This is a genomic window from Streptomyces sp. NPDC051310 (assembly GCF_044455245.1).
Classification (GTDB): domain Bacteria; phylum Actinomycetota; class Actinomycetes; order Streptomycetales; family Streptomycetaceae; genus Streptomyces.
The window spans coordinates 33,588-47,850 of sequence record NZ_JBITEO010000012.1; the positions used below are offsets into that span (position 1 = coordinate 33,588).

10 protein-coding genes are annotated in these 14,263 nt (G+C 73.7%); 7 read left to right on the forward strand and 3 right to left on the reverse strand.

The features are described from left to right. Complete coding sequence (locus tag ACIA79_RS19025) at nucleotides 1–423, reverse strand: DUF350 domain-containing protein (protein WP_399429458.1); 423 nt, start codon at nucleotides 421–423, stop codon at nucleotides 1–3. A gap of 175 nt (nucleotides 424–598) precedes the next feature. Here ACIA79_RS19025 and ACIA79_RS19030 point away from each other — a divergent pair, with 175 nt between their 5' ends. Beyond that, nucleotides 599–1,213, forward strand: coding sequence for a DoxX family membrane protein (locus tag ACIA79_RS19030; RefSeq protein ID WP_399429459.1), 615 nt, complete (start codon nucleotides 599–601; stop codon nucleotides 1,211–1,213). Nucleotides 1,214–1,250: 37 nt separating this feature from the next. On the opposite strand, the gene ACIA79_RS19035 is transcribed toward ACIA79_RS19030, so the two are convergent. Then, nucleotides 1,251–2,084 carry an SAM-dependent methyltransferase gene (locus ACIA79_RS19035; RefSeq protein ID WP_399429639.1) on the reverse strand — a complete coding sequence of 278 codons (834 nt, stop codon included), beginning with the start codon at nucleotides 2,082–2,084 and terminating at the stop codon, nucleotides 1,251–1,253. A 223-nt stretch (nucleotides 2,085–2,307) separates the two neighbouring features. Here ACIA79_RS19035 and ACIA79_RS19040 point away from each other — a divergent pair, with 223 nt between their 5' ends. Both ACIA79_RS19040 and ACIA79_RS19045 read left to right on the forward strand, forming a co-directional pair. Further along, nucleotides 2,308–2,910, forward strand: coding sequence for a DUF6328 family protein (locus ACIA79_RS19040; protein WP_399429460.1), 603 nt, complete (start codon nucleotides 2,308–2,310; stop codon nucleotides 2,908–2,910). A 444-nt stretch (nucleotides 2,911–3,354) separates the two neighbouring features. After that, nucleotides 3,355–5,157 carry a thiamine pyrophosphate-requiring protein gene (locus ACIA79_RS19045; RefSeq protein ID WP_399429640.1) on the forward strand — a complete coding sequence of 601 codons (1,803 nt, stop codon included), beginning with the start codon at nucleotides 3,355–3,357 and terminating at the stop codon, nucleotides 5,155–5,157. A gap of 189 nt (nucleotides 5,158–5,346) precedes the next feature. Here the strand turns inward: ACIA79_RS19045 and ACIA79_RS19050 are convergent, their stop codons facing one another. After that, a complete protein-coding gene (locus ACIA79_RS19050) occupies nucleotides 5,347–5,910 on the reverse strand; it encodes a hemerythrin domain-containing protein (RefSeq protein WP_399429642.1) in 564 nt (187 codons plus the stop codon). Nucleotides 5,911–6,212: 302 nt separating this feature from the next. On the opposite strand from ACIA79_RS19050, the gene ACIA79_RS19055 reads away from it, so the two are divergent. The 4 genes from ACIA79_RS19055 to ACIA79_RS19070 all read left to right on the forward strand — a co-directional run bounded on the left by ACIA79_RS19055 (nucleotide 6,213) and on the right by ACIA79_RS19070 (nucleotide 14,018). Beyond that, nucleotides 6,213–7,718: an ABC transporter substrate-binding protein gene (locus tag ACIA79_RS19055; protein WP_399429461.1), complete on the forward strand. Its 1,506-nt coding sequence runs from the start codon at nucleotides 6,213–6,215 to the stop codon at nucleotides 7,716–7,718. Nucleotides 7,719–7,807: 89 nt separating this feature from the next. Further along, the gene (locus tag ACIA79_RS19060) at nucleotides 7,808–9,775 is read left to right on the forward strand and encodes an ABC transporter permease subunit (RefSeq protein ID WP_399429643.1); all 1,968 of its coding nucleotides are present in this window, start codon (nucleotides 7,808–7,810) and stop codon (nucleotides 9,773–9,775) included. Nucleotides 9,776–9,782: 7 nt separating this feature from the next. Continuing rightward, the gene (locus ACIA79_RS19065) at nucleotides 9,783–11,087 is read left to right on the forward strand and encodes an MDR family MFS transporter (RefSeq protein WP_399429462.1); all 1,305 of its coding nucleotides are present in this window, start codon (nucleotides 9,783–9,785) and stop codon (nucleotides 11,085–11,087) included. 276 nt (nucleotides 11,088–11,363) lie between these two features. Next, a complete protein-coding gene (locus ACIA79_RS19070) occupies nucleotides 11,364–14,018 on the forward strand; it encodes an RICIN domain-containing protein (protein ID WP_399429463.1) in 2,655 nt (884 codons plus the stop codon). The last annotated feature ends 245 nt before the right edge of the window (nucleotides 14,019–14,263 follow it).

Genomic DNA, 14,263 nt, shown 5'->3' on the forward strand with positions numbered 1-14,263 from the left:
TCAGGCGATGGACGCCGAAATGATGGCCGACACCGCGATGTTGCAGGACGCCGTCACCCACACGGCCGGGTGCGGCTCGGGCTCCACCAGCGTCGCGCCCAGCTTGCCCGGGGTCACCAGGTCCACCACGAGGAACGCCACGGCCATCATCACCAGGCCCAGCAGCCCGAACGCCGCGGTGGACACCAGCCCCTTGGCGAAGTCGTCGTACGTCGTCCAGATGGAGGTGAACACGATGCCGCCGATACCCAGCAGGGCCGAGCTCAGCAGCACGGCGGCATTGCGATTGCGCTGTTCCCAGATCTGCCGGCCGAGCTTCCCCGGCGTCAGGACGTCCACCAGGACGATGCCGAGGATCAGCAGGACCACGCCCAGGGCGCCGTAGGCAGTGGCGCGGCCGAGTCCGTTGACGATGTCGCTCATGGGGGTGCCGGCTCCGTATCGTGAAGAGATCGGGTGATCGAGGTCGAGGAGAAGCCAAAATCTAGCGCACCAGTTCGGCCCCGTGACCCGTACGGCCCAGCAAAGCCGTCCCTTCGAGGTACCCCGCGCACACAGTAAAGACGTAGGTCTCCGCCGCACGCCTCCGGGAGCACCCATGGACCGCACCGCACGACGTGACCTCGGCCTGCTCCTCCTGAGGGTGGGCACCGGATCCGTACTCGCCGCGCACGGCGCCCAGAAGCTGTTCGGCTGGTTCGGCGGCGGAGGCATCGAGGGTACGTCCAAGGCCATGGAGGCCATGGGCTTCCGCCCCGGCAAACACAGCGCAGTCGCCGCCGGGCTCGGCGAGGCCGGCGGCGGAACGCTGCTGATGCTGGGACTCGCCACGCCCGCCGCCGGGGCCGTCGCGGCCGGAGCGATGGCCGGGGCCGTCGCGGTGCACGCACCGGCCGGGTTCTTCAATCAGTCCGGCGGGTTCGAGTACCCGGCCTTCCTCGGCTTCACCGCCGCCGCCATCGGCCTGGCCGGCGCCGGGCGCTACTCCCTCGACCAGGCCACCGGCCACCGCGTCGACCAGCCCTGGACCCTCGCGGCAGCCTTCCTCGGCAGTGCGCTGGCCGCGGCGGCCGTCATCGGCAAACGCGTCATCGACCAGGCGAGCGAGGACGGCGAGGACGGCGGGGACGGCGGGGACGGTGGCGACGGCGGCGGGGACGGTGGCGACGGCGGCGGCGACGGTTCCGAGGGCGGCGGCGGAGATGTCCGGTGAACGGGGCAGCGCCGCGACCGGCCGGCCGGACCCCCGGTCAGGGCTTCCGGCCCACCCCGCAGTAGCCGTCGACGTCCGGCACGGTGCCGGCGTCCGGTACGGCGCCGGCGTCCGGTACGCCGTCCGGTGCACCGGCGGTCGGACGCCACCGCGTCACCGGGACGATGCCCGGTTCCACCAGGTCCAGCCCCTCGAAGAACCCGGCGATCTCCTCCACGCTGCGGACGTGGTACGGGACGGCCCCACTGGCGTTGTACGCCTCCGAAGCCGCCACCATGCCCTCGCTGGTGGCCGTGCTGTCGCCGATCACCAGGTGGCTGCCGGACGGCAGGGCGGCCATCAGCCGCGACACCAGCCGCCGCGCCTCCGCGTGATCCGCCACGTGGCCCAGGGTGTTGAGGATCACGAGACCGACCGGCCGGGAGAGGTCCAGGGTCGCCGCGGCGGCCTCCACGACGGCGTCCGGCCGGTACAGGTCGGCGTCGACGTACGCCGTCCGCCCCTGCGGCGTGCTCGTCAGCAGCGCGCGGGCGTGGGCGAGCACCAGAGGGTCGTTGTCGACGTACACGATCCGCGCGTCCGGTGCCACGCGCTGGGCCACCTCGTGGGTGTTGTCGGCGGTCGGCAGACCGGTCCCGATGTCCAGGAACTGCCGGATGCCGCGCTCCTCGGCGAGGTGGCGGACCGCGCGGCCCAGGAAGCGCCGGCTCGCCCTCGCCACGTCGACGAGCCCCGGGAAGATCTCCTTGATGTGGTCACCGAGCTCCCGGTCCACCTCGTAGTGGTCCTTCCCGCCGACGAAGTAGTTCCAGAACCGTGCCGAGTGCGGCTTGCTCGTGTCGATCCGGGCGCGTAGGTCGGCAGCGGCCATGAACGGGGCATCGAGGTCTGACACGGGAAGCGATCTCCTGAGAAGGGCGTACGGCTGACGGACCATCAATCTAGATCAACCGGCAGCGCTCCACGCGTTCCGGTGCTCCCACCACCCCCCGCCGCCCCGACCACGGCCGGAGTCCGCCGGCCGCGAGGCGACGGCGGGCGTGCATGGACGGCGCCGGAGCGGGCAACCGGTTTCCCTCGGACTGGGAGGCGCCATGACCATGACGGAGCAGTCGGCCGAGTCGAAGACGGAGCACCGGGAGAAGGTGCGCGTCGCGTGCGACTCATGCGCGGGGAGAGCCGGGGCCGGTCCCGACGAGGAACGGCCCGAAACCCCACGGGAGCGGGTCAACCGCCGGTGGAACGAGATCCTCCAGGAAACCCGGGTCGCGCAGACCGGCGTGCAGATCCTCTTCGGCTTCCTGCTCAGCGTGGCGTTCACCCCGCTCTTCCGGGACCTGGGCACCTTCGACCGGGTCGTCTACGTCCTCACCGTGGTCCTGGGCGCGTCGGCCACGGGATCGCTGATAGCGCCCGTCTCCATCCACCGGTTCCTCTCCGGCCAGCGCATGAAGGCCGATCTGGTGGCGGCCGCCGGCCGCCTCATGGTGTGCGGCATGGTGCTCCTGGCCCTGACCATCGGCTGCACCCTCCTGCTCATCCTGCACGTGGTCGTGCCGGGCCTGCTGGCCGAGGCGCTCGTCGGCGGCGTGATGCTGTGGTTCGCCCTGTGCTGGTACGCGCTGCCGCTGTGGCTGCGCCGCCGCGCCGCCCGCCGCTCCGGCCCCAAGCCGGGCCCGGATCCCGACGAGGCGTAAACCACTCTCAGCCGGGCACTCGCCGACCGTCCGACGCCTCCGCACGGATGAGGAGCCCCGATGACGGTCGTCGCAGGGCACGCGGCGGATGAGGTGCGTGCGCCGCGACGACGTGCCGGCGGGCCCCGGGGCAGTCGGCGGCCCGGACGGGCGGCTGCGGGCGGAACTCGCCCGCGTCCCTCCGCGCGCAGCTCGGTGCCGCTGTCCGATACGCCGGACGGCGTCCGGACGGTCCTGCCTCCCGGCCTCCGTCCCCGCGGGTGCTGCGGCGCGCGCCGTGCCGGGGGCCGGCCGGACGAAGGCGGCGCTCGGCCCCGGCTGCTACCGGGCCGTCGCGCCCGGCACGGGCGGGGCCCCCGGTCCGGGAGCCGCCCGCACAGCGGGCACCGACGAGCGCCCCGACCAGCCGTAGGGGCAGAGAGAAACGGAGTACCGATGGCCAGCATGAAGGTGTCCGACTACGTCCTGCAGCGGCTGCGTGAGTGGGATGTGGAGCACGTCTTCGCCTACGCGGGCGACGGGATCAACGGGCTGCTCGCCGCGTGGGGCCGCGCCGACAACCGGCCCAAATTCATCCAGGCCCGCCACGAGGAGATGTCCGCTTTCCAGGCGGTGGGGTACGCCAAGTTCTCCGGCAAGGTCGGCGTATGCGCGGCCACCTCCGGGCCGGGCGCGATCCACCTGCTCAACGGGTTGTACGACGCGAAGCTGGACCACGTCCCGGTCGTCGCGCTGGTGGGCCAGACCGACCGCAGCGCCATGGGCGGCTCGTACCAGCAGGAAGTGGACCTGCAGAACCTGTACAAGGACGTCGCCTCCGACTTCTGCGAGACGGCGACGGTGCCCGAGCAGCTGCCCAACCTCATCGACCGGGCCATCCGCACCGCCTGTGCCAAGCGCACGGTCACGGCGGTCATCCTCCCCGCCGACGTTCAGGAACTCGACTACAGCCCGCCGACGCACGCGTTCAAGATGGTGCCCTCCAGCCTGGGGCTCGGGCAGTACGCCCCGGTGCCGGCCGACGCGGACCTCGAACGTGCCGCGGAGGTGCTCAACGCGGGCGAGAAGGTCGCCGTCCTGATCGGCCAGGGCGCCCGCGGCGCCCGGGCGGAGGTCGAACGGCTGGCGGACGTGCTGGGAGCCGGCGTGGCGAAGGCCCTGCTGGGCAAGGACGCCCTTCCCGACGACCTGCCCTATGTGACCGGCTCGATCGGGCTGCTCGGCACCCGCCCGTCCTGGGAACTCATGCAGGAGTGCGACACCCTGCTGGTGATCGGATCCAGTTTCCCGTACACGCAGTTCCTGCCCGAACTGGACCAGGCGCGGGCCGTGCAGATCGACATCGACCCGCACATGATCGGGCTGCGCTACCCCTTCGAGGTCAACCTGGTCGGCGACGCCCGGGAGACCCTGCAACGCCTCCTGCCGCGCCTGCACCGCAAGGAGAGCCGCGCCTGGCGGGAGAAGGTCGAGAAGGACGTCGTGCGCTGGTGGGAGGTCATGGAGCGGCGAGCCGCCGTGGACGCCGACCCCATCAACCCCGAGTACGTGGTGCACAGTCTGGACGCCCTGCTCCCCGACGACGCCGTCATCACCGCCGACTCCGGCTCCGCCGCCAACTGGTACGCCCGCCACCTGCGTCTGCGCGGCCGGATGCGCGGCTCCCTGTCGGGCACGCTGGCGACGATGGGACCGGGCGTGCCGTACGCGATCGGCGCGAAGTTCGCCCACCCCGACCGCCCGGCGATCGCCCTGGTCGGCGACGGCGCGATGCAGATGAACGGCATGATGGAGATGGTCACCGCGGCGAAGTACTGGCGCGAGTGGTCCGATCCGCGGCTGATCGTGGCCGTCCTCAACAACCGTGACCTCAACCAGGTCACCTGGGAGATGCGGGCGATGACCGGCGCCCCGCAGTTCGAGGAGTCGCAGCACCTGCCCGACGTGCCGTACGCGGACATCGCCGAGCGCATCGGCCTGGAGGGCGTACGGGTCGAGAAGCCCAAGCACGTGGAGTCGGCGTGGAAGCAGGCCCTCGCCGCCGGACGCCCCTTCGTGATCGACTTCCGTACCGACCCGGCCGTGCCTCCCATCCCGCCGCACGCCTCGCTGGACCAGATCCAGGCGGCGGCCTCCGCGATCGCGCACGGCGACAGCGACCGCGGCGCGATGATCAAGCAGGGGCTCAAGGCGAAGGTGCAGGAGTTCCTGCCGGGCGGCAGGCGCCGCGGCGGCGACCACTCCTGACGCGCCCTGCCCTCCCGCTCCCTCGGAACGGCGACTTCCGCTCTCTCGGAAGGGCAGGCGCTCCACGACTCCCGCTCCCTCCCTCGGAACGGCCGAAGCGGCAGGCGCTCCACGACAGCATGTCGTGGAGCGCCTGTTCTCAGGGGTCCGCCGGTCGGTGGGATCGGTCCTCCGGGCGGTGACGTCCGGTCAGGACGCCTTCCCGCGCCCCGTCAGAGCGTCCCTCAGCCGGTCGACCAGGCCCGTGCCCGGCGCCACCAGCTTGTTGGCCGGCGGGGTGTCGGGAGCCGCCGGATGCGGACGCGTCGGAGCGGTCTTCTTCGCCCTGCGGATCTTCTCGCCGAGCTCCATCAGCGCCTCCTCGGTCGCGGCGGCACGCAGCCGCGGGAAGAGGTGGTCCTCCTCGTCGCGGACGTGGGAGCGGACCTCCGTCATCAGCGCACCGATGAGCCGGTCGAACTCGGGATCGTCCGCCTCGGCCTTCTCCAGCTGGTTCATGGTCCGCTCGGCCGCGGAGTGGTCCTCGATCTCCTTGTCGGCGATCGCGTCGCCGTCGGGCAGGTACGCGCGCACGGCGGGGTAGAGGTGCTCCTCCTCGGCGACCGCGTGCCGCACCAGTTCGATGACGGCCTGCTCGGCGTACACCTTGCGCTGCTTGTCACCGGAGGGCAGCGCCTCGATGCGGCCGAAGAGCTCCTCGACCTCCTTGTGGTCGGCGGTCAGTTCCGCGATGACGTCGCCACCATGGCCCATGGCATGTCCTTCCATGATTCGGGGGGTGAGGAAAATGCTCTGCTCGTGTAACCGGGCCGGTTCGTCACAAACGACCTTGCCCGGCATCCCCCGCCCCGCCCGGCAGGAAGCACCCAGCCGCCGCCCCCGCCGCGGCCCGTGTCACCCGCGCCGGCGCGGCCGTCCGCGACGAGGGGAGGACCTGCCCGGCGGCGGCACCGGAGCGTGCGCGTCAAGACCCTCGTTTGCGTAATGACAATCATATTCATATGGTGTCCCGAGCCCGGTCGGCCCACCGGCCATGGAAAGACAGAACGAGGACCATGAGATCTCCCCGCCTTCGGCTGACAGCAGGCCTCCTGCTCGCCCCGCTTCTCTCCGGCTGCTTCTCCTCCTCCGGCGGTGACTCCTCCTCGGACTCCACCGGCTCCGGCCACGGCGGGCGTCTGCGCGTCGCGCTCGCCTTCCCGCCCTCGGAGAACTACTCGCCGTACGGCCAGGACGCCTTCGCCCTGGCGCGCCTCGGCGTCGCCGAAGGGCTGACCCGGCTGGACGCCAACGGCACCGCCGTCCCCGCCCTCGCCACATCGTGGAGCAGCGAGCAAGGCGGCAGGAGCTGGGTGTTCACCCTCCGGGACGCGACCTTCCAGGACGGCGCCGAGGTCACCCCGCACGCCGTCGCCTCCGCCCTCCGGCACGCCGCCGGGGCCGCCCCGGCTCCCGCCGCCCTGTCCGGCGTGCGGCTGACCGCCGAGGCCGTCGGCGCCGACCGGGTCAGGGTCACCACCGCCGAGGCCGACCCGGTGCTGCCGCTGCGGATGACCAGCCCCAGCCTCGCGGTGTTCTCCCCCGGGGCGTACGGGAAGGACGGCAAGGTGACCCCGGTCGGCACCGCCACCGGCCCCTTCGAGCTCACGAAGATCACCGGGGACACGGCGGCCGCCCTGGACCGCTTCGACGACCACTGGGGCGGACGCGCCCAGGCGCCCGGCATCGACGCGACGTTCGTCTCCGACGGCACCGCCCGCGCCAACGCCCTGCGCACCGGCGCCGTGGACATCGCCGAGGCACTCCCCGTCGCCCAGGTCGCCTCCCTGGAGAAGGGAACCGTCCACGAGGTCGACACCGCCCGCAACGCGAGCCTCCACCTCAACACCCGGGCCGGGGTCTTCCGGGACGCCAGGCTGCGGGCCGCGGCACGACAGGCGATCGACACCTCCGCCGTCGCCGAGGGCGTGTACGAGGGGAGCGCCGAGGCCGCCCGCGGTCTGTACGGGCCCGCCGTGACCTGGGCCGCCGGCAAGCGCTCCGAGCCGACCGGACGGGCCGGGGCCGCCGACCCCCGGGGCAAGAGCATCACCATCGCCACCTACAACGACCGGCCCGAGCTGCCCGAGACCGCCCAAGTGCTCCAGCAGCAGCTGGAGAAGGCCGGGTTCGCGGTGGCCCTGGAGGTGCGCACGTACGCGCTGCTCGAAAGCGACCTGCTCGCCGGGAAGTTCGACGCGGCCGTCGTCACACGCAGCATGATGCTCGACACCGGCGACCCGGTCACCGTCCTGGCCAGCGACTTCACCTGTGACGGCTCGTACAGCATGTCGGGACTGTGCGACAAGGACGTCGACAGGCTCGTCGCCGCCGCCGGGGCCGAGACCGACCCCGCCCGGCGGCAGGACGCGGTGATGAAGGCGGAGGCGGCGATCCTCGGCACCGACGCGGTGATCCCCCTCGTGCACCTGAAGGCCGTCACGGGCATCGCCCCGTCCGTGAAGGGCGCCGTCCTCGACCCGTACGACCGGCAGTTCGTCGGCACCGGGACCCGGCGCTGAACACCGCGGCCACCCCCGTGACGACCGGAGTCACCGCCGTCCTGCGCACGCTCGCGCGGGGCGGCGGCCCCACACTGCTGTGGCGGGCCGTGCTCACGGCCGCCCTGGTGTGCGCGATCGGCCTGCTGCCGTGGCTGTCGCGCACCGACCCCGCGCTGACCGTGCTCAGGGCCCGCTCCGCCGAGCGGGACCCGGACCCCGCGACACTGCACGCCATCCGGGACCGGCTCGGTCTGGACGACGGCCCGCTGACCCTGCTCGGACGCTGGTCGGCCGGACTGCTGCGCGGGGACGCGGGCCGGTCCTGGGTGTCGGACACGGAGGTGCTGCCCGCCGCCGTCCAGGCCCTCGGGGTGTCCCTCCTGCTGATGGCCGGGGCCCTGGTCGTCGCCGTGGCCACCGCCACGGGCGTGTGCGCCCGTACCCTCCGGCGCGGCTCACGACGCCAGGGTGTGCGCGGCCGGGGCGGTACGGGCCCGGCGGTGCTGGCCGCGCTGCCCGAGTTCCTCGTCGCCTCCGTGCTCGCCTCCGTCGTCGGCGTACAGCTGGGCTGGCTGCCGGCTCTCGGCTGGTACGGGCCGCCCTGGATGGTGCTGCCCTCGCTCGCTCTCGGTCTGCCCGCCGGGGCGGTCCTCGGACGGATGCTGGACGACCTGCTGCCCGCCGCGCTCGCCGAGCCGTGGGCGCCGGCCGCCGCCGCCCGCGGCGTCCCGCCCGGTTCGATCGCACGGCAGGCGGTGCGGCGGTGCGCGCCCGGACTCCTGCCCAGCCTCGGTCTGTTCGCCGTCGGCCTGACCGGCGGTTCGGTCGCCGTCGAGCAGGTCTTCGACATCCCGGGGATCGGGCGGCTCACGCTGCGCGCCGCCCTCGCCCAGGACCTGCCCGTCCTGCAGACCGGCACCCTCGCGCTCGTCCTGCTCGGCGCCCTCGCCGGCGGCCTGGCCCGGCTGGGCGTGCGGTGGACGACCGGGCCCGCGCTGCGCGACGGTGCCCTGCACTCCCTGCACCGGCCCGGCCTGCCCGGGCCCCGCACGCCGCCCCTGCTGTACGGGATGCTGCTCGCCGCCGTCATCGGCTTCGGCCTGCCCCGCGACCCGCTCGCCCTGGACACCCCGGCCCGCCTCCAGGCGCCCTCCTGGGCCCACCCGTTCGGCACCGACGCGCTCGGCCGCGACCTCCTCGCCCGCGTCGCCCACGGCGCGCTGAGCACCCTCGGTACCGCCCTCGCGGTGAGCGCCGCCGCCCTGGTGGCCGGCGTGCTGCTCGGGCTGCTGCCCCGGCTGTCCGGGCCGATGGCCGACACCGTCAACGCCCTGCCGCCCGTGCCGGCCGCCCTCCTCGTGACCGGCATCGCCGGCAGCGGCCCGTGGACCCCCGCGCTCGCCGTGGCGGTCGTCGCCTGGTCACCCCTGGCCACTCACACCTCGGCGCTCCTGCGGCAGGAGCGCGCGACCGTGCACCTGACCGCGACCCGCGCGCTCGGCGCCGGGCGCCGGTACCTGCTCACGCGTACGCTGCTGCCGGCCGTCCTGCCGCCCGTCGTCCGGCACGCCCTCCTCCGGCTGCCCGGCATCGCCCTGGGCCTCGCCGCGCTCGGCTTCCTCGGGCTGGGTGCCCGGCCGCCCTTCCCCGAGTGGGGCCTGCTGCTCTCCGAGAACCAGCCCTACGCCGAGCGCGCCCCGTGGGCGGTCCTCGCCCCCGCCGCCGTCCTCGCCCTTCTCGGCGCCCTCGCGGTCACGGCGGCGAACGCGGCGGGAGGGGGGTCGCCCCGGCCGAAGGCCTGGGGAGGGGTGCGGCTGCCCCGGCCGAGGCGCTGGAACGGGCGACCGGCGGCTGTACCCCCTGCGGGGCGGGCACCGGCGGCCCGCACGGCCGACCCGGACCCGACTGCCTCGCCGGACCCGGTTGTCGTGCCGGTCTCCACCTCGCCCGCCGTGCCGGAGCCGTCTGCCGTACCGGACCCGGTTGTCGTGCCGGTCTCCACCTCGCCCGCCGTGCCGGAGCCGTCTGCCGTACCGGCCTCCACCTCACCCGCCGACACCCTCCGACGGACCTGATCCCCTGATGACCGACCTGTTCCCCCGCTTCCTCACCCGCTGGGCGCCCGGCACCCCCAGGGCCGCCCGCCGCCGTGAGCGCACCTGGGCCCGCCTCTCCCCACTGCTGCGGCTGCTGATCCTGACCCAACTGGCCTTCAACGTGGGGTTCTTCGCCGTCCTGCCGTTCCTCGCCGAGCACCTCGGCACGGCGGTCGGCATGGCCGGGTGGACGGTGGGGTTCGTCCTGGGCCTCAGGACCTTCAGCCAGCAGGGGCTCTTCGTGGTCGGAGGCTGGCTCGTCGACCGGTACGGCGTCCGGCCGGTCGTCCTGGCGGGCTGCGCGCTGCGGATCGCCGGGTTCGCGTGGCTGGGGTACGCGGAGGCGGCGTGGACCGTGACCGGCGCGGTCCTCCTGATCGGCTTCGCCGCCGCGCTGTTCTCCCCGGCCGTGGAGTCCGAGGTGGCGCGGCAGGCGGTGGTGTGGGAGGAGGAGGGGCACGGCTCGCGCACCCGCGTGCTGGCGCTGTTCTCCACGGCGGGCCAGGCCGGGGCCTTCGCCGGCCCGTTGCTCGGCGGTCTGCTGCTCGCCGTGGACTTCAGGGCCGTCTGCCTGGCCGGCGCCGGGGTCTTCGTCCTCGTCCTCGCCGGGCACGCACGGCTGATGCCGCAGCACCTGCCCGGCCGGGTGCGTACCCGTGAGCGGGGCGGCGCGCGCGTGCTGCTCCGCAACCGCCGCTTCCTCGCCCTGTGCTGCGCCTACGGCACCTACCTCCTCGCCTACAACCAGCTGTACCTCGCTCTGCCGGAGGAGGTGGAGCGGGCCACGGGCTCACAGGCGCCGCTGTCCTGGCTGTTCGCCCTGTCGTCGCTGCTGGTCGTGTGCGCGCAGCTGCCGGTCGGCCGATGGGCGGGCGACCGGCTCGACCTGCACCGCTCCATGACCGCCGGGCTGCTGCTGGTCGCCGCCGGGTGCGCGGTCGTGGCGGCGGCGCGCCCGGCGGGCTGGACGGGCCTCGCGGGACTGCTGCCCGCCACCGCGTACGTCGTCCTGCTCACCCTGGGACAGATGCTGATCGTGCCCGCCGCCCGCGCCTGGGTGCCCGACCTCGCCGAGAGCGGGCGGCTCGGCCTCTACACCGGCGCCCTGTCCTCCGTCTCCGGCCTGATGGTCCTGGCCGGCAGCTCGGCGACCGGCTCCCTGCTCGACCTCGGGCTCCCGCCCGCCCTGCCGTGGCTGCTCCTTGCCGCTCCACCGGCGCTGGCGGTGGCACTGCTGCCGCACGGGCCGGAGCGTGCCGCCGGACGGGCGCGGGGTGCCGCCGGAGCGTAGGAGGCGGCGCGTACCGAGGCGGGCGTCCCGGCGGGCACCGGCGTGAGCGCCTTCGTACCGGCAGGCCGGCCCTGCCGACGCCCGTGCGCCTCCTCGCCCGGGCGGGCCGTCACCGCATCATGCGGTGACGGCCGTTCAGACCGAGGCGATCCGAACGAGTTCGCGGCGCGAGGCAACCCTTTGCGGGGCCTGTGACCACAAGGAGCTGGATCCGGCCGTTGTGGAGCCTGGATCCGCCTCTTGTCCGGTGAACGGCACGCAAGGAGAACACCCCCCATGAACCACCCCTCGAACGGCGGGCGCCGCGGGCGCCACCGCCGCCGCTGGAGCGCCACCGCCCTGCTGCTCGGCGTGCCCGCCACCGTCGTGCCGTACCTCCTGTTCACCCAGGACGACTCGAAGGCCGCGACGGTCGACGGCGACGCCTACTACCGGTTGGTCTCCGTGCGCAGCGGCAAGGTGCTGGACGTCAACGGTTTCTCCACCGCCGACGGCACCCGCATCCAGCAGTGGACCGACCAGAACACCGTCAACCAGCAGTGGCGGCTGCGGCCCACCGGGAACGGCTACTACGAGCTGGTGAACCGCAACAGCGGCAAAGTGCTGGGCATAGCGGGTGATTCGACCGCCCAGGGGGCCGCCGCGGAGCAGCAGACCGACAGCTCCTCCACCTCCCAGGAGTGGCGGATCGACACGGTGAGCGGTACCGACGCCGTCACCTTCACCTCCCGCAGGAGCGGCCGGGTCCTGGACGTCTCCGGAGGCTCCACGGCCGACGGCGCGGCAGTCGTCCAGTACCACGGCAAGGGCAGCACCAACCAGCAGTGGAAGCTGGTGAGAACGGCCGAGTCCACGGGGACCGGGAGCGGCGGAGGCCGGACCACGGCCGCGGCCGGACCGTACGTGTGGAACAACGCCCAGGTGGTGGGCGGCGGTTACGTCACCGGGCTGGTGTTCAACCCCCGCGAGAAGGGCCTGCTGTACGCCCGCACCGACATGGGCGGCGCCTACCGCTGGGACACCGCGGCCGAGCAGTGGATCCCGCTGACGGACTGGGTCGGTGAGAAGGACTGGAACCTGCTCGGCATCGACGCGCTGGCCACCGACCCCGTCGACCCGAACCGTCTCTACCTCGCGGCGGGCACCTACACCAACGACTGGGCGGGCAACGGCGCGATCCTGCGCTCCACCGACCGGGGCCGCACCTTCCAGCGCACCGACCTGCCGTTCAAGCTGGGCGGCAACGAGGACGGCCGCGGGGCGGGCGAGCGGCTCGTGATCGACCCCGCGGACCACCGCACCCTGCTGCTCGGCACGCGCAAGAACGGCCTGTGGCGCAGCACCGACCACGGCGTGACATGGAGCCAGGTCTCCTCGTTCCCCGTCAAGGGCGGGGCGAGCAGCGGCGCGGGCATCTCCTTCGTGACCTACGGCCCGGCCGGCAGCAGGACGATCTACGTCGGCGTCGCCGACAAGTCGACGTCCCTGTACCGCTCCACCGACGGCGGCAGCACCTGGCAGGCCGTCCCCGGGCAGCCCACCGGTCAGCTGCCGCAGCACGGGGTGCTCTCCGGTGACGGCTCGCTGTACCTGACGTACACCAACGCCCTCGGACCCAACGGCGTGACGGCGGGTTCGGTCCGGAAGTACACGCCGGCCGGCGGGGCCTGGAAGGACATCTCCCCGTCCCGGGGCGGCTACGGGTTCTCCGGCCTGGCCGTCGACCCGCGCAAGCCGTCCACGGTGATGGTCACCACCCTCGACCGCTGGTGGCCCGAGGACGAGATCTACCGGACCACCGACGGCGGCACCACCTGGAAGGCACTGGCCGGGAAATCGGTACGGAACGCCTCGGCCGCTCCGTACGTCGGCACCCACGCCGGGCACTGGATGACCGCCCTGGCCATCGACCCCTTCGACTCCGGGCACGTGCTGTACGGCACCGGCAACGGCATCTGGCGCAGCAAGGACGCCACCGCCACCGACCATGGCGGCACCAGCCACTGGGTCGTGGGAGCGCGGGGGCTGGAGGAGACCGCGCTGATGGACGCGATCGCCCCGCCCGGCGGTGCCACCGTCATCACCGCCATGGGTGACCAAGGCGGTTTCCGCCACGACGACCTGACCAAGGTGCCCGCCGGTCGGCTGAGCAACCCGATGATGACCAACAGCACCGACATCGACTTCGCCCAGGCCAACCCCTCGGTGATGGTGCGCGTCGGCCGTGGCGGCGCGCAGGACGGCGCCTACTCCACCGACGGCGGCAGCAGCTGGCACGGCTTCACGGCCGAGCCGGTGGCCGGCGCCCAGGACGGGCGTGTCGCGCTCTCGGCGGACGGCTCCACCATCGTCTGGACCCAGGCCGGCCAGGCCCCGTACCGCTCGACCGACAAGGGGGCGAGCTGGTCGAAGGTCAGCGGCCTGGGCACCGGCGCCGTGGTCGTCGCCGACCGCTCCTCGGCCAGGACGTTCTACTCACTGTCCGGCGGCACGCTCCACGCCAGCACCGACGGCGGCGCGACCTTCACCGCCCGCGCCACCCGCCTTCCCGCCGATGGCCGGCTCACGGCCGTCCCCGGCGTCGCGGGGGACCTGTGGATCGCCGGCGGTGGTCAGGGGCTGCTGCACTCCACCGACGGCGGCCGCACCTTCACCAGGCTCACCACGGTGAAGTCCGCCTCCGCCCTCGGCTTCGGCAGGGCCGCACCCGGCGCCACCTACCAGGCCCTGTACATGATCGGCACGGTCAAGGACGTCACCGGCGTCTTCCGCTCCACCGACAAGGGCGCCACCTGGCTCCGCGTCAACGACGACGCCCACCAGTGGGGCAGCATCGGCGGCGTCGGCGTCATCACCGGTGACCCCGACACCTACGGGCGCGTGTACGTCGGCACCAACGGACGCGGCCTCCAGTACGGCGACCCGTCCTGACCCCGGCGCCCGAGCGGGGCCGCGGGCACAACGCCCCGCGGCCCCGCGCTCCCTGAGCCCGCCTCGCTCCGTCCGCACGAAGCTCCTGACGCCGGAGCGCGGCCCGCGCTCCGGCACGCCGCCGGCCCGCGCCCGCCGGGCCGGCGGCGACGCCACCGGGGGATCCGCAGTGACGGTGATCACGGCGAGCCTTCGAGGGCGGTTGCGTACGCTGGCATCGTCGTCACGGCGGGGGAGCGGAGGGG